Source organism: Morococcus cerebrosus (assembly GCF_022749515.1).
In the GTDB taxonomy this organism is placed as follows: Bacteria; Pseudomonadota; Gammaproteobacteria; order Burkholderiales; family Neisseriaceae; genus Neisseria; species Neisseria cerebrosa.
Genome location: NZ_CP094242.1, coordinates 2,135,841 through 2,154,572 on the forward strand (window position 1 = coordinate 2,135,841; position 18,732 = coordinate 2,154,572).

Here is an 18,732-nt window from a genome sequence, read left to right on the forward strand (position 1 = left end):
GAAGACCTCCTGTATTTTGCCATAAGCATTATGCCATAAGTAAGTCATGCCGTATTGCGGACGCGTTTTGTCTTTTGAAAACGGGCTTAAGCTCCGGTTAAAATCTGTTGCCGTATTTTCAGACGACCTCTGTTGGAACGGATCAGGTTTAAAAGTCCGCCGCAAAGCAAAAAGGTCGTCTGAAAACCTGATTTCCAAGTTTTCAGACGACCTTCTGTTCAAACCATGCTTACTCGTCGGCTTTATAACCTTTGAGGGCAAAAAAGACGATGTAGAGGTAGCACACGGCTGATACGACAAAAGACGACATCAGGCTGTAAGTATCGACCGCCCAACCTTGTACGACCGGAACAATCGCACCGCCGACAATGGCAGTACAGAGTACGCCTGAAGCAGCATTGGTGAATTTACCGAGATTTTTGGTCGCCAGCGAGAAGATGGTCGGGAACATGATGGAGTTGAAGAAACCGATGGCAAGCAGCGACCACATGGCGACGTCGGCATTGCCTTTACCGGTCATCATGGCGATGATGAGCAGGACAACAGCGATAGTGGCATTGAAGGCAAGGTAGCGGTTCGGCGCGATTTTCGCCATAACTGCCGAGCCGAGGAAGCGTCCGACCATGGCGCCACCCCAGTAGAACGACAGGTATTGGGCGGCGGAAGCATGATCCATCCCTTTCAGGAAGCCCAAGACATTGACCATCAATGAGCCGATGGATACTTCGGCACCGACGTAGCAGAAAATACCTGCCGCACCAAGGACGAGGTGTTTGTATTGCCACACGCTGCTTTTGCCGTCGTGGTTGTGTTCGCTTTCTTCTTCGGCGATTTTGCGCGCGTCAGGCAGGCGGATCATCTTCACGAAGACGGCGAGGATAATCAACAGACCTGCCAAACCCAAGTAAGGGATTTGAACGGAGGAAATCTGTTCGGCTTTGCTGGCGGTCTGCGTCGCATCCGCCAGAATCAGGAACGCGCCGATTTGCGGGGCGATGGTCGTACCCAATGAGTTGAATGCCTGCACCAAAGTCAGCGTAGCGGATTCTTTGCCCGGTTTCGCCAACAAGGTTACATACGGGTTGCCTGCAACCTGCAATAGGGTTACGCCTGAAGCAAGAATGAAGAGCGCGCCCAAGAAAGTCGGGTAAGAGTGACTGCCCGCAGCGGGATAAAACAGCAAGCATCCGACGGCGGTCAGCAAGAAGCCGCCGATGACGCCGTTTTTATAGCCGATTTTACCGACGAGATGCCCCATCGGAATCGACATGATGGCATAGGCGGTAAAAAAACAGAATTGAATCAGCATCGCCTGAACATAAGTCAGCTCGAAAATTTCTTTCAGATGCGGAATCAGGATGTCGTTCATGCAGGTGATGAAACCCATCATGAAGAAGAGCGTGGTCAGGACGACCAGCGCGGAATTATGGTTTTGTTGTGATGGCGCAGACATGATTTGCCTTTCGATTTATTGGAATTGACCGTACAAACAGTTAATATCCGTTAATAACGGGCCGAATCATACTGGCTTTTGCCATTCTTGCAAACACTGGAAATGCGCCGACTACATAGAGTTTCAGCAAGATTCTGTCCGATAACGCATTTTTATAGACAGAATCCGTCTGAATTTTACAATTAACCTACCCGCAAACGACTTAAAATCTTATTTCAGACGACCTTTGACCTGACGCAAACTTATCCGCCATGCCCCTCATTTACGCCTATCTCGGACTCGCCGCCTCCGCCTTTACCTCCGCCACCATCCTGCCCGGCACGTCCGAAGCCGCCTTCGCCGCGTTTATCTACACCTATCCCGAACAGGCATACGGCGCGTGGTTGTGCGCCGGACTGGCAAACGGCTTGGGCAGCATGGTTTCCTATTGGATGGGGCGGCTGATTCCGTCCAAGAAAAGGTCGTCTGAAAAGACCCTGCGCCTGCTCCGACGCTGGGGCACCCTGCCCCTTTTGTTTGCCTGGCTGCCCGTCATCGGCGACGCGCTGCCCATTGCCGCAGGCTGGCTCAGGCTCAACCCCTACACCTCCGCACTCATGCTCCTGACCGGAAAAATCCTGCGCTACGGCATCATCCTCGCCGGTATCAAAGGCATGATGTAAACCATTTGCGCAAAACCTGCCGCATTCATTTTCAGACGACCTGAAACAGCGTAAAATCCCAAAGGAAATATCCCGTCCCTTCATTTTTTGCAAAGCGAGAAACCATGTTCTTCAAGCACATCGAAGCCGCCCCCGCAGACCCCATCTTAGGCTTGGGCGAAGCATTCAAAGCCGAAACCCGTCCCGAAAAAGTCAACCTCGGCATCGGCGTTTATAAAGACGCATCCGGCGCGACCCCCATCGTCAAAGCCGTCAAAGAAGCCGAAAAACGCCTGCTCGAGAGCGAAACCACCAAAAACTACCTCACCATCGACGGCGTTGCCGACTACAACGAGCAAACCCAAATCCTTCTTTTCGGCGCAGACCACGAAATCGTCGCCAGCCGCCGCGCCAAAACCGCCCAAAGCCTCGGCGGCACAGGCGCATTGCGTATTGCCGCCGAGTTCGCCAAACGCCAGTTGAACGCACAAACCGTCTGGATTTCCAACCCCACCTGGCCCAACCACAACGCCATCTTCAAAGCCGTCGGCATCCAAGACAAGCCTTACCGCTACTACGACGCCGCCAAACACGGCCTAGACTGGGACGGCATGATTGAAGACCTGAGCCAAGCGCAAAAAGGCGACATCGTCCTCTTGCACGGCTGCTGCCACAACCCCACCGGTATCGACCCTACTCCCGAACAATGGGAAACCCTCGCCAAACTCTCCGCCGAAAAAGGCTGGCTGCCCCTGTTTGACTTCGCCTACCAAGGCTTCGGCAACGGCCTCGAAGAAGACGCATACGGCTTGCGCACCTTCCTGAAATACAACAAAGAATTGCTCATCGCCAGCTCCTATTCCAAAAACTTCGGCATGTATAACGAACGCGTCGGCGCATTTACCTTAGTCGCAGAAGACGAAGCAACCGCTGCCCGCGCCCACAGCCAAGTCAAAACCATCATCCGCACCCTCTACTCCAACCCAGCCTCACACGGCGCGAACACCATCGCCCTCGTGTTGAAAGACGCGGATTTGAAAGCACAATGGATTGCCGAACTCGACGAAATGCGCGGCCGCATCAAAGCCATGCGTCAAAAATTCGTCGAACTGCTCAAAGCCAAAGGCGCAAATCAGGACTTCGATTTCATCATCGAACAAAACGGCATGTTCTCCTTCAGCGGCCTCACGCCCGAACAAGTCGACCGCCTGAAAAACGAGTTCGCCATCTACGCCGTGCGCTCCGGCCGCATCAACGTCGCCGGTATTACCGATGACAACATCGATTACCTGTGCGAAAGCATCGTGAAAGTGTTGTAGTCCGCATCAGGCAATACCAAAAGGTCGTCTGAAAACCTAAATACCGTTTTCAGACGACCTTTCCCCACCTTTTGACACAACAACCCCTTAAAGCATCACATTATGAGACCCACACTAGACGTCATCATCCCCTGCTACAACTCCGCCGCCACCCTTCAAGCGGCTGTCGAAAGCGCCGTTTCCCAACCCGCCGTCGAAAACGTCTGGCTGATTGACGACGCCTCCATCGACGACACACGCCTTATCATGAGCGACCTCACCGCCATCCATCCGAAAGTCCGTTGCGAATACATGCTCGAAAACGGCGGCGCCGCCAAAGCCCGCAACTGGGGCGCCATGCAAAGCCAAGCCGACTTCATCGCCTTCCTCGACGCCGACGACGTCTATGAAAACAACGTCCTCAACGCCACCTACCTCGGCTTGGAAGCCTACTCCTACCTCAGCCTGGTCCGCCTCAAATTGCGTCCCGTCGGCTTTCCCGAACACTACCTCAACCACCCGCAATTCCCCACCGCATGGGAAAGGCTGCAAATGACCGGCGGCGGCAACACCGTATTCCGCCGCAGCATCTTTCTCGCCTGCGGCGGCTTTCCGCAAGACGAACTCTTCCGAATCTTCGGCGGCGAAGATGCCGCACTCAGCATCGCCCTGACCCGCAACAGCGTCGTCGGCTACCTCTTTGAAGAACGCGATCCCGCCGTCAGACACAACTACCGCCCCGGCATCCACGCCGAGCGCCTGCTCGATGCCGAACTTTTCGGCAAAACCATCCCCGGACTGACCATAGACCACCAAAACGAAGCCGAAGCCGTCACCCGCCGCATCGGCCGCCGCCTTCAAGAAGTCAAAGCACACTCAACCTTCGAAGAAGCCGGCACCATGCCGCTCTACCCCGAGTACGAATAAGCAGGCATCAACGCCAAAACCCGTCCGAACGGTTGCATCACATTGCTTAAAGCAAAAAGGTCGGCGGATTCGCATTTGAAGTGCAACTTTCCATAACAGAAAAAGGCCAGTATGCGGTAGCATACGGCCTTTCCTGCAAGAAAGATTGCCATGAGCTACACACAACTGACCCAAGACGAACGATACCATATCCAATACCTGTCCCGCCACTGCACCATCGCCGAAATCGCCAAACAGCTCAACCGCCACAAAAGCACCATCAGCCGAGAAATCAAGCGGCACTGCATCCAAGGACAGCAATACAGCGCCGAAAAAGCACAGAAGCAAAGCCGGCTGACCAAACAGCACCGGCGAAAACCCTATAAGCTCGATTCGCAGCTGGTTCAACACATCGACACCCTTATCCGCCGCAAACTCAGTCCCGAACAAGTATGTGCCTACCTGCATAAACACCACGGGATCACACTCCATCACAGCACTATTTACCGCTACCTCCGCCAAGACAAAAGCAACGGCGGCACTTTGTGGCAACACCTCAGAATATGCAGCAAACCCTACCGCAAACGCTACGGCAGCACATGGACCAGAGGCAAAGTGCCCGACCGCGTCGGCATAGAGAACCGACCTGCTATCGTCGACCGGAAAACCCGCATCGGCGATTGGGAGGCCGACACCATCGTCGGCAAAAATCAGAAAAGCGCGTTATTGACCTTGGTCGAACGCACTACCCGCTACACCATCATCTGCAAATTAAAGAACTTAAAAGCCGAAGACACTGCCCGGGCGGCCATTAGGGTATTAAAGGCATATAAAGCCAGAGTCCACACCATCACCATGGATAACGGCAAAGAGTTCTACCAACACACCAAAATAGCCAAAGCCTTGAAGGCGAAAACCTATTTTTGCCGCCCTTACCATTCTTGGGAGAAAGGGCTGAATGAGAACACCAATGGACTCATCCGGCAATATTTCCCCAAACAAACCGATTTCCGAAACATCAGCGATCGGGAGATACGCAGGGTTCAAGATGAGTTGAACCACCGGCCGAGAAAAACACTTGGCTACGAAACGCCAAGTGTTTTATTCTTAAATCTGTTCCAACCACTGGTACCCTAGTGTTGCACTTGAAATCCGAATCCAAGGTCGTCTGAAATCTTGTTTTCAGACGACCTTTATTCATATAGTGGATTAACTTTAAATCAGGACAAGGCGACGAAGCCGCAGACAATACAGATAGTACGGAACCGATTCACTTGGTGCTTCAGTACCTTAGAGAATCGTTCTCTTTGAGCTAGGCGAGGCAACGCCGTACTGGTTTAAAGTTAATACACTATAACAAACAAACCCGTATCAAAACCGTAACGGGCAGGCTGTAACAATCTCAAAACATACCGGCAAATAAAAAAGCCCGGACATTTGTCCAGGCTTTTTAAATTTGGTGGGTCGTGAGCGATTCGAACGCTCGACCAACGGATTAAAAGTCCGCTGCTCTACCGACTGAGCTAACGACCCGATAAGCTGCGAATTATAGAAGGCGGCACTTTTCGTGTCAAGCAATTTTCTCAAAACAACAAGATTAAATCTTTAAATATTTGATTTTCCGATTATTCGCTTTAGCATAATCTTCAGCACTACAAAGTCGTCTGAAACTGTTTGAAAGGCTTTCAGACGACCTCTGCCCGTTATTCCACTACGATTTTTGGGAAGCGGCTGCTGAAATCTTTGCCTTTGTCTGCAATGGTCAGGGCGATTTGGAAGGCTGCGTCGGTGTAGATTTTGGCAATGGCGGGATGTTCGTCAAACAACTGTTTCGCCGCGCCGCCGTCCATTGCTTCGCGTACGGGCAGGCTTAACGGAAGCTGTCCGAGCAGCGGGACATTCAGACGACCTGCCAAGTTTTTGCCGCCTTCCGAACCGAAAATAGCTTCGGCGTGGCCGCAGTTGGAGCAGATATGTACCGACATGTTTTCCAGTACGCCGAAAATCGGAATATTGACTTTGTGGAACATATCGACTGCTTTGCGCGCGTCAATCAGGGCAATGTCTTGCGGCGTGGTAACGACGACTGAACCGGTTACGGGGATTTTCTGCGACAGGGTAAGCTGGATGTCGCCTGTACCCGGCGGCAGGTCGATAAAGAGGTAGTCCACTTCGTCCCACTCGCTTTGGAACATCAACTGCTGCAAGGCTTGGCTGACCATCGGGCCGCGCCAAACAACGGCTTGATCGGTATCGACCAAAAAACCGATAGACATCACTTGGATGCCGCTGTCGGCTTCGACGGGAACCAGTTTTTTGTTTTGTTGGTCGGGTTTGCGGTCTTGCACACCCAACATGGTCGGCTGGCTGGGGCCGTAGAGGTCGGCATCCAGCACGCCCACGCGTGCACCCATGCGTGCCATGGCGGTGGCGAGATTGGCGGTGGTGGTGGATTTGCCGACACCGCCTTTGCCGGATGCAACGGCAATGATGTTTTTGACGCCTTTGATGGTGGCGACGCCGGGCTGTACTTTGTGCGTTGTGATTTCAGTGTCAATGCTGAGGTGGATATGCGCATCGCCCGTGATGCCGATGACGGCTTCTTGCAGGCTGTTGGCGATGTCGGCGGCGATATGCCCGACGGGGAATCCGAATTTCAGTCCGATATGGAGGCCGTCGGAACGTTCTTCCAATAGTTTGACGGCTTTTTCGCTGCCGAGCGTGCGTTCGGTACCGGGGATTTTTACTGCTTCGATTGCGGCGGAAATGGCGGGGATATTCATGTTGTTCTCTCTGATGCGGTGGCGTTTGAAACAGAACGAATGATACCGTATTGCCTTGTTCGGACGCAAAATATTGCGGGCTTGGCGTTTCAGACGACCTTTCGCATGAAATGCCAAGCCCGCGGGGAAATGCGTATAATGACCGCCTGACAAAATTTGTAAGCATCAAAATAAGATTATGGACATTTCCGATTTCGATTTCACCCTGCCCGACCGATTAATTGCCCAGCATCCGCCCGAAGTGCGCGGCAGCAGCCGTCTTTTGGTCGCACTGCCCGATATGCCGCTGCAAGACCGCGTGTTCGGCGATTTGCCTGATTATATTGAGGCGGGCGACGTTTTGGTGTTCAACAACACCAAAGTCATGAAAGCGCGGCTGTTCGGGCAAAAAGAGAGCGGCGGAAAAATCGAGGCCTTAATAGAGCGCGTTTTGGACAACCACACCGCGCTGGCGCACATCCGCTCGTCCAAATCGCCCAAACCCGGCACGAAGCTGATTTTTGAAGGCGATATTTGTGCCGTCATGGTGGAGCGTGCGGACGAACTGTTTTGCCTGCGCTTTGAAGGCGAACAAACCGTTTACGAACTTCTGGAGCAAAACGGCCATTTGCCGCTGCCGCCTTATATCGAACGCGCTGCCGGCGCGGATGACGACACACGCTATCAAACCGTCTATGCCAAACATCAGGGCGCGGTCGCTGCGCCGACGGCAGGTTTGCATTTTACAGACGAGCTTTTAGGTCGTCTGAAAGCCAAAGGCGTGGAAACAGCGGAAGTCACCCTGCACGTCGGCGCGGGAACGTTCCAGCCCGTGCGCGTGGACAAAATCGAAGAACACAAAATGCACAGCGAATGGTTTGACGTACCGCCCGAAACCGTCGCCGCCATCGAAGCCGCCCATGCGCGCGGAAACAAAGTTTGGGCAGTCGGCACCACTTCCATGCGCGCCCTCGAATCCGCCGCGCGCGAGACAGGTCGTCTGAAAGCGGGACAGGGCGACACCGATATTTTTATCACGCCGGGCTACCGCTTCCGCGTCATCGACCGCCTGATTACCAATTTCCACCTGCCCAAATCCACGCTTCTGATGCTCGTCAGCGCGTTTTCGAGCATGGAACACATCCGTTCGGTATACCGCCATGCGGTCGAACATGAATACCGGTTTTTCAGCTACGGGGACGCGATGGTTTTGGGGCGGAGAGAAATGGACATCGAGGATTAAAAGATACTGCTCCTCCTGCCGCCCTTCCCGCCCTGGAAATTTGCTTTTGAATCCGGCAACGGTTTTTAAACGCTTATTTCGTAAAATTTCCTATGGATTCCCGCCCGCGCGGGAATAACGGCAGGAACCTTATTATTTCGGTTCGCCATCAGTCTCCCGGTTCAATATGAAACCGGCTTTAATGCATGAAGTCGAACTTCAATTATTTGCATCTTCCTTTTCTTGATTGGTTTTCCTGAAAATTCGTCTAACAAAAACATAGGGAAGAAATATTGAAAGAAAATTCAAAGTCCCCTGAATAAAATTCAAATTCCAACTGTATTTATTGATATAGCCGAGAAGGAACATATCGGATAAAAAATATAGAAATTGATAACAAGCTATGACCAATATGACGAAAAATATAAACTGCTTCCAGTTTTTCATAGAATACCTCACACCATTTCCAAAAGTTCCGACGCTGCCAACGATAAATCCCTTCCCTTGCTGCTTCATGCTTTTCCTGATTGAAGCCCGTCAGTAGGTTTTTCAATAACAAATATTCATTATTGCCGATGCATTCTAAAGCTTTTTCAGACTCATCCGTACTTATTCCCCATCAAATACCCTTTACATTCAGCCGCAGCTTGATGTCGTCTGAAAACGGGGTTACGTTGAGGTTGATGATGGAAGGTCGTCTGAAAACTTTTCAGACGACCTTTTCCACATCCTCATCTCAAACGTGATGGATAACCAGCTTCTTGCCCTGATAGTCCAATACGTCCACATCTATATCAAACAAATCTTTAATATTTTCAGCGGTAAAGATGTCGTTCGGCGCGCCGGTCATGGCGACTTGCCCGTTTTTCATGGCGACGACGTGGTCGGCGTAGGCGGCGGCTTGGTTGATGTCATGCAGGACGACGACGGTAGTGCGCTTGTGTTCGCGGGTCAGCCGTTGGAGCAGCTGCATGAGGGCGCGGGCGTGGTACATGTCGAGGTTGTTGAGCGGTTCGTCCAAGAGGACGTAATCGGTGCTTTGGCAGAAGACCATGGCAATCATGGCGCGTTGGCGTTGTCCGCCGGAGAGTTCGGTCAGGTAGCGGTTGGCGAAGCTGTCCAGTTTGAACTCGGAAAGTGCGTTTTCGACGATGGCGAGGTCTTCGGGGGTCGGCCTGCCTTGGTGGTAGGGATAACGCCCGAACATGAGCAGGTCGCGTACGGTGATGCGGCTCATGACGCTGTTTTCTTGGGTTAGGATGGAGAGCGTTTTTGCCAGCTCGGCGGTGGGCGTGGTCGAAACATCTTTGCCGGCGTAGCTGATGCTGCCCTGTTCCAGCGGGCGGAGGCGTGCCATGAAGGAGAGGAGCGTGGATTTGCCTGCGCCGTTGGGACCGATGAGCGCGGTGATGCCGCCTTCGGGGATGTCTAGGCTGACGTTGTTGAGGATGGGGTTGCCGCCGATGTGGAAGCTGACGTTGCGGATGGTAATCATGATGGGTGTGATGTGTGGATTTGTTTTCAGACGACCTCCGAACATGAGAGGTCGTCTGAAAAGGATGGGCTTCAGATTTCGCGAACGATGACGAATTGGGGATTGTCTGCCAAATCAATCAAGAAGGCTTTGACACGCGCCTGCCAGAGTTCGCCAAAGCGTTTGAGTTCTTCTGCGGTGGCGATACCGCTGACGGCTTTGGGCATGATGTCGCGCATTTCGGGGGCGAAGGGCTGCATGGCGGCGTTGAGGCTGACGGCGACGGTTTTGCCGTTGTCTTTGCGGCGCAGGGTCAGCGTGCCTTCGATGTCGGCATCGAAACTCAACAGGTTGCGGCGGGCGAAGCGTCCTTGCGGGCCGACGCCGCCGAAGCCGGTTTCGGGAGCGGCGCCGGTTAAGAGTTGGACGACGGATGCGGTAACGCCGACCGTGCCTTCGTCGCGCGCGCCCTGCATGGCGGCTTCGATTCCGCCGCGCTGCGGCAGATCGCTGCCGTAAAGTGCTTTCAAGCCTTTAAGCGTCATGAGGTACGCGCCTGCGACGGTGGGGCAGGAGTGTCCGCACAGGCGGACGGCATCAGCGTAGCGATACTGCATGATGCCCTCCTCTGCCGCGCCGAGAAATTCGGCGAGCGCGTCTTGGACGGTCAGCGTCGGGGCTTGCTCGAAAAATTCGGGAAAGTGTTCTTGAGTCATACGGTATCCTTTTGCTTTAAAGAGGTCGTCTGAATCTGTTTTCAGACGACCTTTGTGCTTATTTCAACAGGGTGCGTTTATCGTTGATAAACATTTCGGCAATTTTACTTGAACCGAACGGGTTGAGGTGGTTGGTATCGAAATACACCGGCAGCCCGTCTATGAGTTTGTCCGCGGGGATGTACTGCATAAAGTCAACCCACTGCACGCCGCGGTGCTGCTTCACGATTTTTTCGACTTCGTCTTCCGACTTGGCGGAATCGAGGACCTCTTCTTTTTTATCCTCTGAAACATAATTGATGTCGATGCCGAGCTTTTGTCTCAGATAATAACGCCGCAACGGCAACTGCCCGTCCATAGGCGTATCGGCCAAAACGTACACTTTTTTTCCCGCCTTCACCAAATCCTCCAGCATTGTGTTGAACCGTTCCAAAAATTCCGGTTTGGCGGTATGGAGGAACCAGCGTTGCGAAATGATGATGACAGGATAGTCTTTGGTTTTTTGTTCGATAAACCTGTTATACGGATTGCAGCGGTCAGCGCGGCGGTCGCTGTCGGGCAGGACGAATCCGAACGCGGTGGCGCAGCTGTTGGACGTGATAACGTCTGCCGACCAGCCTTCTTTTTTGCCGACGATGTCGAGGAACGGGCTCAAATGGGCGGCATGCGAGTCGCCGATGACCAAAACTTCAGGTTTTTGGTTTGCCGCGCCGACGGCGCAGTCGGTTTTGGTCAGCGTGTCCGCGCAAATTTTGCTTTCATCAGCCTTGTACAAACTGCTTTCAAACGCGGCGGGTTTGGCGGTCATCAGGTAGGTTGCTGCAGGAATCAGCAGCGCGAAATAAGCCGCCATGCTCCATTTGAATTTCGCCGTCGTAAAATTCTTCGCCTTCCGCGCCGGTGTTTCCACAAAATAATAAGACAACACCGACAACAGCAGCATGATGATGACAGCCAATGCCGATGCGGCAAGCGGCAGCTGGGCGTCCATATAAATGTAGCGCATGAGCGCCAACACCACCCAGTGCCACAAATACAGCGAATACGAAATCAGGCCGATAAACACTACGGGCTTGAGGCTCAACAGTTTGGACGTATTGAAACCTTCCTGCATCTGCAATGATTTGCCCGAATAAATCAAACCGCCGACCGCTAGACAGCAAAGCAGCCGTTCGATGTTTCCCGCGCCGGGCAGGACGCCGTAGGGCAACACCAGAGTGGCGGCGATGACCGCCATCATCAGCCATCCGAATAGCGGCGTACTGGCTTTATCGTTTTGTTCGGCAGGCGGAATGAAGGCAAAAAGCGAACCGACAAGCAGCTCATAAGCGCGCACATGCGGCAGGAAATACGCCTCCATGCCCAAAGTCGGCAACAGCGCGGAAAACAGGCTGATGACAATCAGCAAAAGGATAAACGTCCGCACATTGCGCCGTTTGCTGAGACGGAAAAACAAAATCAGCAACGCGGGGAAAATAAAGTAAAACTGTTCTTCCAACGACAGAGACCAAATGTGCTGCAACGGCTTTTCCGTCGCATCCGCATCAAAATAGCCGCCGCGGCGGGCAAAGAACAGGTTGGCGGCAAACAGCAAGGCATAGACGGCGGATTTGACGTATTGGCGCAAATCGAAAGACAAAAAGAAAATGGCGGCAACGACCGTCGTGCAAAGCAATACACAGGCAAAGACAGGCAAGATGCGTTTGGCGCGGCGTTTGTAAAACTCAAGAAACGAAAAACTGCCGTCGCGAATCTCGCGGCTGATAATGGTCGTGATCAAATATCCCGACAACACGAAAAACATATCCACACCCAAAAAACCACCCGGCAGCCATTGGGGATCGATATGAAATACGATGACGGATAAAACGGCCAATGCCCGTATCCCGTCCAAATCAGGACGGTATTTCAACACTTTACTCATAACTCATACCTGATAGTAATCTCAGTGATGTTTACTATGAGTATAAACTCAATATTTAGTTTCACGCCCCCTATTAAATTTAAAGGGTGTACAAAATCAAAATACAGTCTGGAAATGATGAATTACCGCCTGAATTCAGGCTGGAAAAGTTTTCAGACGACCTACCGCTTGCGTTTCAGCACCAAATATAAAAACACCAGCCCGCCCGCAAATTCAACCACTACGCTCAACACCGCCTTCATGCCGAGCAGGTGTTCGAACACGGTTTGCCCGCCGACCAGCAGGATGCCGCCGACGCACACCGTCATCGGCAGCCGCACGCTATGGCGCACGCTCGGGGCAAAATGGTTGGCAAGCGCGGCAGCCAGCAGGCCGAAGAAGCTGACCGGCCCGACCACCGCCGTCGCCGTCGCCACGAGCGCGGCAATCCAAAGCAACAGCCACAAAGTATTGCGCGTGTAGTTTATGCCCAAATTAATCGTTTGGTCGCGTCCCAAAAGATGGACGTCCAGACGGTGCCGCTCGCGCCAAACCACCACCGCACTCGCCAGCAGAATCAGCGCGCCCACGCCCAAAAGCTCGCTGTGGACCGTATTGAAGTTCGCAAACATATTCGCCTGCGCCGCCGTAAATTCCTCCGGATCAATCATGCGCGTCAGCAGCGAAGAGAGGCTGCGGAACAAAATCCCGAAAATCACGCCGATTAAAATCATGCGCGACAAATCGCGTCCGCCCTGTCGGATGAGCGTGTAAAACAAAAGCAGCGAGCCGCCCATCATCATCACCAGCTCAAAGCCGAACTTGCCCGTCAGCGGCAGCGACGTATAGCCCACCCCGCCCAAAGCAAACAGCAAAAGCGTTTGCAAAAACACATACAGCGAGTCGAAGCCCAAAATCGAAGGTGTAAGGATCGGGTTGTTCGTCAACGTTTGGAAAAGCTGGGTCGAAACCCCGACCGCATACGCCACCAGCAGCAAAGCCGCCAGCTTGGTCAGCCGCAGTTGCAACACAAAATCCCAATCGCCTTGGATGTTCAAAGTCAGGAACAAGGTGCAACAAGCGAGCAGCAAGACAAACGCCGCCCACAGCGGACGGGAAGAACCCTGCATAAACGCAACCTTGTTCGGGCGAAGCGCGCTACGCTTGTTTTCAGACGACATGGGCAGGCTTCCTCAACAAAATCCACAAGAACAACACCGTACCCAACACACCGAACACGGTTGAGACCGGAATCTCAAACGGGAACACAATCACGCGCCCCAAAATATCGCACAAAAGCACCAGCGACGCGCCGAGCAAAGCCACCGCAGGCAGACTTTGGCGCAGCTTGTCGCCCATCAGGCGGCTGATGATGTTCGGCACGACCAGCCCGATAAACGGAATATTGCCGACCGTTACCAACACCAGCGACGTAATCAATGCGACAATCACCAAACCTACCCACAACACCGCCGTCCGGTTCAGACCCAGATTCACGCTCACCGTCTCGCCCAAGCCCAAAATCGTCAGTTGGTCGGCAATTAAATACGCCGCCAACGCCAAGCCGCCCGTCAGCCACAGCAATTCGTAACGCCCCAACAGCACGCCCGAAAAATCGCCCTGCTGCCACACGCTCAACATCTGCATCATCTCAAACTCATACGCGATAAACGTCGCCACCGCCTCGATAACGCCGCCGAAAATAATCCCTACCAGCGGCACCATCAACTGCGCCGTCGGCGGCAAACGGCGTATCAGCATCATAAACACCAGCATCCCCGCCAACGCCGCCGCAGCCGCCACCGACATTTTCGCCGTCAGCCCGGCAGCCGGAAACATCAGCGTCATCACCAACACACCCAACGCCGCGCTCTGACTTGCGCCCACCATAGACGGCTCGACAAAACGGTTGCGCATCAAAATCTGCATAATCATCCCCGCCACCGCCATCGATGCCCCCGTCAGCACAATCGCAAACGTGCGCGGCAGGCGGCTGACCAGCATCAATTCCGTGCTGTCAGACAAAGTCCAGCGAAACACATCCGCCCAGCGGAAATCGCCGACGCCCACCGACAGGCTGACGAGAAACAGCACCGCCAGCACAAAGCAGTTGATTAAATTTAAAGATAAAGGTTTGACGGACATAAGGAAAAAATGTGAAATATTTAAAACACGGCAACAGCCATGTTCGGCAATGTAATGCATCTTCGCCCTCTTACAGCATGAGAGGACACTTTGAATTTCGGCGTCTTTTAAAACAATCTCATCCTAAATACCTCATCGCTTCAGGATATGGCAAAGGACAAAATTGCTGTTATGGCAATCAAGGTCGTCTGAAAATAAATCAGGCAACACCTTAATAAAATTCTGATACAAACCAAAAATCGTGCTAACGATAACATTTACTACAAAAAGAGACAATATTTATTCGAATAATAACCATTCTTGATGAAAACAAAGTTTGCTGGCATAGAATCCCATTAATAGGAATCTCCGTTTCCGCACAAATCTACTGTATCTTTCCAAATCCCATTTGCTATAAAATTCCCCGATACAACCTCTTTCAGACGACCTCATCATGAACGACCACCAACTGCTCCGTTACAGCCGCCACATCCTTCTCGACGAAATCGGTATCGAAGGACAGGAAAAAATTCTTGCCGCCCGCGTCCTCGTCGTCGGCTGCGGCGGGCTGGGCGCGGCAGCACTGCCGTACCTTGCCGCATCAGGCGTTGGCAAACTCATCATCGCCGACCACGACACCATAGACGATACCAACCTCCAACGCCAAACCACCTTCACCGAAGCCGACATCGGACAAGCCAAAGCGCAAGTGATGGCAGGTCGTCTGAAAGCCGTCAACAGCGCGTGCGACATTACCGCACTGACCGAAAAGCTGGACGAAACACGCCTGACCGAGCTCATGCATACCGCCGACATCGTCCTCGACTGCACTGACAACTACCCCACCCGCCAAGCCATCAACCGCGCCGCCGTCGCCACCCGTACCCCGCTGGTTTCCGGCGCTGCCGTGCGTTTTGAAGGACAAATCGCCGTGTACCGCACCGATTTGCCTGACAGCCCTTGCTACGCCTGCCTGTTTGACGGAGATACCGCCGACGACGGCGCCTGCGCCCTGTTCGGCGTATTTTCCCCGCTGGTCGGCATCATCGGCGCCACCCAAGCCGCAGAAGCCCTCAAACTCCTCACCGGCGTAGGCGAACCGGCACACGGCAAACTGAAAACTTACAACGCACTTACCGGCAAATGGCAAGAATTCCTCTTCACTCAAAATCCCGACTGTAATGTGTGTTCTAAAGCCAAATCAGACGAACCGTACAGATGATTGCTTGAATACTTAACTTAGGTATTCCGGTCAGTTTAAACAAACATTAAAAACATTATCAGCCGCCATTTCCTGCCGACTCATCATCACTGCCACACTGTAAAGGTTGAAAGGTCGTCTGAAATTATCCGAAATGTGCAAAGTCCAAACTATTAATTCTTTAATCATAAAAAAAGGCAAACCCGATTGGGTTTGCCTTTTTTATTACAAGACTTAATGAACGTCTTTCCAATATTCTTTTTTCAGGAAGTATGCCAGAGGCAGCATCACTGCAAGCAAGAACATCAACACGATATAGCCTGTACGTTTGCGCTGAAGCTGCGCCGGTTCACCCATGTAAACCAAATAGTTCACCAAGTCGCGTACATAAGCATCGTACTCTGTTTGGACGACTTTGCCGTTTGGCAAACGACGGCTGTGCGCACCGGTAGATTCCCAATAGAGCTTGGGTTTCAATTCGCCATGTTCGTCTTTCACCATGACCGGCTGACCTTTTGCATCCAGCTCAACCGCTTGAACGCCTTGTTGCTCCCACAAGGGATGAGGCATGCCGACTTTGTCGAATACGACATTGTTCCAACCGTTCGGACGGGTCGGGTCTTTATAGAAGCCGCGCATATAGGCATACAGATAATCCGCGCCTTTAGAACGGGCAATCAGTGTCAGATCCGGAGGAGCCGCACCAAACCATTTGGCAGCATCTTTAGGATTCATCGCCGCCAACATGACATCACCGACGTTGTCTGTCGTAAACATCAGGTTTTTCTTGATTTCTTCGTCAGTCAAACCGATGTCTTTCAGACGGTTGAAGCGCATACCGCTTGCCGAGTGGCAGGATAAGCAGTAGTTGGTGAAAATTTGAGCACCGCGCTGCAAGCTGACTTGGTCGCGCAGGTCAATCTCGACTTTTTCATAGTGTCCGCCACCGCTGGCGACGGCGGCACTCATAGGCACTGCCAATAACAAGGCAGCAAACCAGTTTTTCAGGGTATGTTTCATTTTCGCTGCCCTCATCAGATATTGGTTGCAAACAGGTAAGCACCCACTGCGGTAATACCGACATAAACAAAGAACATGATTTTTTGTTTAGTGGTGCTCATGGTTACGCGTTCCGGAACCGGTTTGTTTGTATCCAGTTTGGTATAGAACGGCATACCCAGGAAAAATGCAAAATAGACGACGGACAGAATGCGCGCAACCAAAGTACGGGTATCGGTTGCTACCATCGCACCCAAAATACCCAAACCGATAAAGGCAATGATGAACAGAACCAACGCAGTTTTGAAGATTGGGCCGCGATAGCGGACGGATTTCACTTCACCTTTATCCAACCAAGGCAACAGGGCAATCAGGACAACTGCCGCGCCCATACCGATTACACCCCAAACCTGAGTACCGAGGAATGAAGGAATCGCACGCAAAATGGCGTAGAACGGGGTAAAGTACCATACCGGTGCAATGTGCGGCGGTGTTTTCAGCGCATTTGCTGCATCAAAGTTCGGGGCTTCAAGGAAGTAGCCGCCGCCTTCAGGAGCGAAGAACAATACGGAGCAGAAAACGATCAGGAATACGACAACGCCCAAGATGTCTTTGACGGTGTAGTACGGATGGAAAGGAATGCCGTCGAGCGGAACGCCGTTTTCATCTTTGAGTTTCTTGATTTCCACGCCGTCAGGGTTGTTCGAACCCACTTCGTGCAAGGCGATGATGTGTGCCACGACCAAACCGAGCAACACCAGCGGTACGGCAATAACGTGCAGTGCGAAGAAGCGGTTCAGGGTAACGTCGGAAACGTTGAAGTCGCCGCGAATCCAAGTGGATAAATCAGGACCGATAACAGGGATGGCGGAGAACAGGTTAATAATCACCTGCGCGCCCCAGAAGGACATTTGCCCCCAAGGCAACAGGTAGCCCATAAAGGCTTCGGCCATCAATGCCAAGAAAATCAGGGAACCGAAAATCCACACCAATTCGCGCGGTTTTTTGTACGAACCGTAAATCAGGCCGCGGAACATGTGCAGGTACACGACGATGAAGAAGAAAGATGCGCCGGTAGAATGCATGTAGCGGATAATCCAGCCGCCGGACACGTCGCGCATGATGTACTCTACTGCGGTAAAGGCAGCAGGCAGGTGATAGGCATTCAGGTTGCCGTCCGGTTTGTAGTTCATGGTCAGGAAGATACCGCTGACGATTTGAATCACGAGGACGAGCAGAGCCAAAGAGCCGAAGTAGTACCAGAAGTTGAAGTTCTTCGGCGCGTAGTATTGAGCCAAATGCTCATTCCACATTTTAGACAGAGGGAAACGAGCGTCCGTCCAGTCTAACAATGCTTTTGCTTTGCTATTGGTTTGGTTTGCCATAATTATCGTTCCTTATTTTTAGTCTTCGCCTACCAAGACTGTCGTATCGCTCAGATATTTGTAGGGCGGAACAACCAGGTTGGTCGGTGCAGGAACACCTTTATATACGCGGCCTGCCATGTCGAATTTCGAACCGTGGCAAGGGCAGAAGAAACCGCCTTTCCAGTCTGCACCCAAATCCGCGGGGGCAACGTCAGGACGGTAGGTCGGCGAACAGCCCAAGTGGGTACAGATACCGATGGCTACAAGGATGTTCGGCTTAATCGAACGGGTCTCGTTTTTAGCATATTCGGGCTGTTGATCCGCATCGGAATTAGGGTCGGCAACCGCGCCGTTCAAACTTTTCAGGTCTTTGAGCTGCTGATCGGTACGGTTAACCACCCAAATCGGTTTACCTTGCCATTCGGCAGTCAACATTTGTCCGGATTCGATTTTGCTGACATCGATTTCGACGGCAGCACCTGCGGCCTTGGCTTTTTCCGACGGGAAAAAGCTTGCCACGAAAGGCGTAGCTACGCCCAAAGCCGCCACACCGCCCGCGCCGCACGTAGCCAGCGTCAGAAAGCGGCGGCGACCGCTATTGATTTCTTGATTATCCATTATTCAGTCGTCCTAAAATTTTGGGAATACCGAGCCATTAAACGATGT

General features: G+C 52.6%; 18 protein-coding genes and 1 tRNA gene. 7 read left to right on the forward strand and 12 right to left on the reverse strand.

From position 1 onward, the window contains the following. Positions 1 to 229 precede the first annotated feature (229 nt). A complete protein-coding gene (locus MON37_RS10000; protein WP_009311112.1) occupies positions 230 to 1,453 on the reverse strand; it encodes a sugar MFS transporter in 1,224 nt (407 codons plus the stop codon). A 251-nt stretch (positions 1,454 to 1,704) separates the two neighbouring features. On the opposite strand from MON37_RS10000, the gene MON37_RS10005 reads away from it, so the two are divergent. The 4 genes from MON37_RS10005 (at position 1,705) to MON37_RS10020 (ending at position 5,435) form a co-directional block, all read left to right on the forward strand. Next, the gene (locus MON37_RS10005) at positions 1,705 to 2,115 is read left to right on the forward strand and encodes a YqaA family protein (protein ID WP_003758204.1); all 411 of its coding nucleotides are present in this window, start codon (positions 1,705 to 1,707) and stop codon (positions 2,113 to 2,115) included. Between the two features lie 104 nt (positions 2,116 to 2,219). Beyond that, positions 2,220 to 3,413: an amino acid aminotransferase gene (locus MON37_RS10010; protein WP_039407657.1), complete on the forward strand. Its 1,194-nt coding sequence runs from the start codon at positions 2,220 to 2,222 to the stop codon at positions 3,411 to 3,413. 102 nt (positions 3,414 to 3,515) lie between these two features. Further along, positions 3,516 to 4,319 (forward strand): glycosyltransferase family 2 protein, encoded by an 804-nt coding sequence (locus MON37_RS10015; RefSeq protein WP_039407660.1) that lies wholly within the window; start codon positions 3,516 to 3,518, stop codon positions 4,317 to 4,319. Positions 4,320 to 4,469: 150 nt separating this feature from the next. Further along, positions 4,470 to 5,435, forward strand: a complete 966-nt coding sequence (locus MON37_RS10020) for an IS30 family transposase (RefSeq protein ID WP_242883537.1) — start codon at positions 4,470 to 4,472, stop codon at positions 5,433 to 5,435. 320 nt (positions 5,436 to 5,755) lie between these two features. Here the strand turns inward: MON37_RS10020 and MON37_RS10025 are convergent. Both MON37_RS10025 and apbC read right to left on the reverse strand, forming a co-directional pair. Then, positions 5,756 to 5,831: transfer RNA gene (locus tag MON37_RS10025), tRNA-Lys, on the reverse strand. Between the two features lie 170 nt (positions 5,832 to 6,001). Next, entirely contained in the window at positions 6,002 to 7,081 is a 1,080-nt protein-coding gene (apbC, locus tag MON37_RS10030) for an iron-sulfur cluster carrier protein ApbC (RefSeq protein ID WP_039408355.1), read from the reverse strand. A gap of 178 nt (positions 7,082 to 7,259) precedes the next feature. Between apbC and queA the strand changes: the two genes are divergently transcribed. Further along, positions 7,260 to 8,303, forward strand: a complete 1,044-nt coding sequence (queA, locus tag MON37_RS10035; RefSeq protein WP_039408340.1) for a tRNA preQ1(34) S-adenosylmethionine ribosyltransferase-isomerase QueA — start codon at positions 7,260 to 7,262, stop codon at positions 8,301 to 8,303. 198 nt (positions 8,304 to 8,501) lie between these two features. Here the strand turns inward: queA and MON37_RS12345 are convergent, their stop codons facing one another. From MON37_RS12345 to MON37_RS10060, 6 genes are all read right to left on the reverse strand, one after another. After that, entirely contained in the window at positions 8,502 to 8,729 is a 228-nt protein-coding gene (locus MON37_RS12345; RefSeq protein ID WP_039408352.1) for a hypothetical protein, read from the reverse strand. A gap of 289 nt (positions 8,730 to 9,018) precedes the next feature. Beyond that, complete coding sequence (locus tag MON37_RS10040) at positions 9,019 to 9,777, reverse strand: iron ABC transporter ATP-binding protein (protein WP_039408349.1); 759 nt, start codon at positions 9,775 to 9,777, stop codon at positions 9,019 to 9,021. A gap of 71 nt (positions 9,778 to 9,848) precedes the next feature. Next, complete coding sequence (locus MON37_RS10045; protein ID WP_039408338.1) at positions 9,849 to 10,472, reverse strand: FmdE family protein; 624 nt, start codon at positions 10,470 to 10,472, stop codon at positions 9,849 to 9,851. A 58-nt stretch (positions 10,473 to 10,530) separates the two neighbouring features. Next, a complete protein-coding gene (locus MON37_RS10050) occupies positions 10,531 to 12,396 on the reverse strand; it encodes an acyltransferase family protein (protein ID WP_039408336.1) in 1,866 nt (621 codons plus the stop codon). Between the two features lie 161 nt (positions 12,397 to 12,557). Further along, on the reverse strand, positions 12,558 to 13,556 hold the full coding sequence (locus MON37_RS10055) for an iron chelate uptake ABC transporter family permease subunit (RefSeq protein ID WP_052242828.1): 999 nt from the start codon (positions 13,554 to 13,556) through the stop codon (positions 12,558 to 12,560). Beyond that, positions 13,546 to 14,520 (reverse strand): ABC transporter permease, encoded by a 975-nt coding sequence (locus MON37_RS10060; RefSeq protein WP_039408344.1) that lies wholly within the window; start codon positions 14,518 to 14,520, stop codon positions 13,546 to 13,548. Before MON37_RS10060 ends, MON37_RS10055 begins: the two co-directional genes overlap by 11 nt. 11 nt (positions 14,521 to 14,531) lie before the next feature. Here MON37_RS10060 and MON37_RS10065 point away from each other — a divergent pair, with 11 nt between their 5' ends. Further along, positions 14,532 to 14,735 carry a hypothetical protein gene (locus tag MON37_RS10065; RefSeq protein WP_141743153.1) on the forward strand — a complete coding sequence of 68 codons (204 nt, stop codon included), beginning with the start codon at positions 14,532 to 14,534 and terminating at the stop codon, positions 14,733 to 14,735. A gap of 218 nt (positions 14,736 to 14,953) precedes the next feature. Beyond that, complete coding sequence (locus MON37_RS10070) at positions 14,954 to 15,721, forward strand: HesA/MoeB/ThiF family protein (protein ID WP_039408333.1); 768 nt, start codon at positions 14,954 to 14,956, stop codon at positions 15,719 to 15,721. 213 nt (positions 15,722 to 15,934) lie between these two features. On the opposite strand, the gene MON37_RS10075 is transcribed toward MON37_RS10070, so the two are convergent. From MON37_RS10075 to petA, 3 genes are read right to left on the reverse strand one after another with little or no spacing between them, the layout of a single operon-like run. Beyond that, the gene (locus MON37_RS10075; protein WP_003765585.1) at positions 15,935 to 16,720 is read right to left on the reverse strand and encodes a cytochrome c1; all 786 of its coding nucleotides are present in this window, start codon (positions 16,718 to 16,720) and stop codon (positions 15,935 to 15,937) included. Positions 16,721 to 16,734: 14 nt separating this feature from the next. Continuing rightward, positions 16,735 to 18,084: a cytochrome b gene (locus MON37_RS10080; RefSeq protein ID WP_003776257.1), complete on the reverse strand. Its 1,350-nt coding sequence runs from the start codon at positions 18,082 to 18,084 to the stop codon at positions 16,735 to 16,737. A gap of 18 nt (positions 18,085 to 18,102) precedes the next feature. Beyond that, positions 18,103 to 18,684 (reverse strand): ubiquinol-cytochrome c reductase iron-sulfur subunit, encoded by a 582-nt coding sequence (gene petA, locus MON37_RS10085; RefSeq protein ID WP_003761390.1) that lies wholly within the window; start codon positions 18,682 to 18,684, stop codon positions 18,103 to 18,105. Positions 18,685 to 18,732: the final 48 nt, after the last annotated feature.